General features: G+C 43.9%; 1 protein-coding gene. It reads left to right on the top strand.

Features of this window, described 5'->3' with window-relative positions; translation table 11 throughout:
- Positions 1-259: 259 nt before the first annotated feature.
- Positions 260-1,709 (top strand): serine/threonine-protein kinase (locus QUB14_RS15060; protein WP_333297227.1); only part of this gene is annotated, 1,450 nt, incomplete at its 3' end.

The following is a 1,709-nucleotide window of genomic DNA, read 5'->3' as shown; positions in this document are numbered from 1 at the left end:
GGAGCCATCGCCCGGAGGTCGCTCCGGGCGGGGCCGGAGCGCCTTTGTTAAGAAAGATGTGAGTAAGGCATAGCTTATTAAGGGGGATTTAGGGGGATCTGGCCTCTGATAAAAGCGAGAGATATCAAAGGTTTCAGACTTAAGTTGACACGATGAAAGGCAATGCCGTGTGCTTACCGGGATCTGCTTTTCCACATTAAACACCATGTCCGCTGGCATCGCATCGAGAGCTTTAATGTGTAATCTGCAAGCATATTTTATGAGCCAGTGTCTAAACCCGGATTGCCTATTCCAAAACCCGTCTGGCTCTACAAAATTCTGTCAAAAATGCGGGAATAAACTGCTATTGGGCGATCGCTACGGAGCAAATAAAATTATTGGACAAGGGGGATTTGGGCGCACTTTTCTAGCTATTGACGAGTATAAACCCTCAAAACCTCCCTGCGTTATTAAACAATTTTACCCCCAATTTCAAGATCCTTCTAGTATCCAGAAAGCTACTGAGTTATTTGAGCTTGAAGCAGTCCGCCTAGAACAGTTGGGTAAACATTCTCAAATTCCCGAATTATTAGCATATTTTAGTCAAGATGAACGGCAGTATTTAGTCCAAGAATTCATCGACGGTGAAAATTTAGCCCAAACACTAGAATCTGAGGGATATTTTAGCGAAACGCAGATTCGCAATTTGCTTAATAATTTATTGCCAGTATTCGAGTTCATTCACTCTCGCCAAGTTATTCACCGAGATATCAAGCTAGAAAATATTATTTTGAGGTCAAATCGTGAATTAGTTTTAGTTGACTTTGGCGCGGCGAAATATGCGACTCAAACAGCTTTAGCGGTAACGGGAACGATGATCGGAAGTGCTGGATATACAGCGCCGGAACAAGCAGCAGGTAAAGCTATTTATGCTAGTGATATTTATAGTTTGGGTGTGACTTGTCTATGTCTGTTAACTCAGGTTGAACCCCTGGAATTATTCGATGTGAGCGAGTTTGAGTGGGTGTGGCGAGAAAACTTAAAAACGTCTGTTAGTTCGGAATTGGGTCAGATTTTAGATAAAATGATTCTACCTGCTAGTAAGAAACGTTATCAATCTGCTACTGAAGTTTTGCAGGCGCTTGGCAATCAATTACCTCAAACACATCCACCAAAACCATCGCCTCAATCATCACCAAAACCATCACCTAAATCATCATCTCAACCATCGCCTCAACCATCACCTAAATCATCACCTCAAACACCTCCATCTCCACCAGATTTACTTAAATCAGCGCGGGGAGTTGACTATACAAATCTACGGGATTTATTAGCGGCGGGTAAGTGGAAAGAGGCGGATCAGGAAACTATCAAGGTGATGCTGAAAGCTGCGAAACGGACTCACGAAGGTAATTTCAGTAGGGAATCAATTGATAATTTTCCTTGTGATGATTTACGCACGATTGACCAACTTTGGGTAAAATATAGTCAGGGTCGCTTTGGCTTTAGCGTCCAGAGAAAAATTTGGTTAGAATGTGGTGATAAAGTGGATTATTATACTTACTGTAAGCTAGGCGATCGCGTCGGTTGGCGAAAAGGACACAGTTGGTTGGACTACCATGACCTGACCTTTAATAAGCAAGCACAAGAAGGACACTTCCCTACGGTGGGGGGGAGGTCGCGGGGTTGGGTGTTGTGGGGGGGGGGGGGTCGCGTTTTTCCTTCTCTCG

Source organism: Microcoleus sp. B3-D2, from assembly GCF_036705345.1.
Lineage (GTDB): Bacteria > Cyanobacteriota > Cyanobacteriia > Cyanobacteriales > Microcoleaceae > Microcoleus.
The sequence above is the reverse complement of the archived record's forward strand: the minus strand, read 5'-3'. Positions and strand labels throughout refer to the sequence as shown.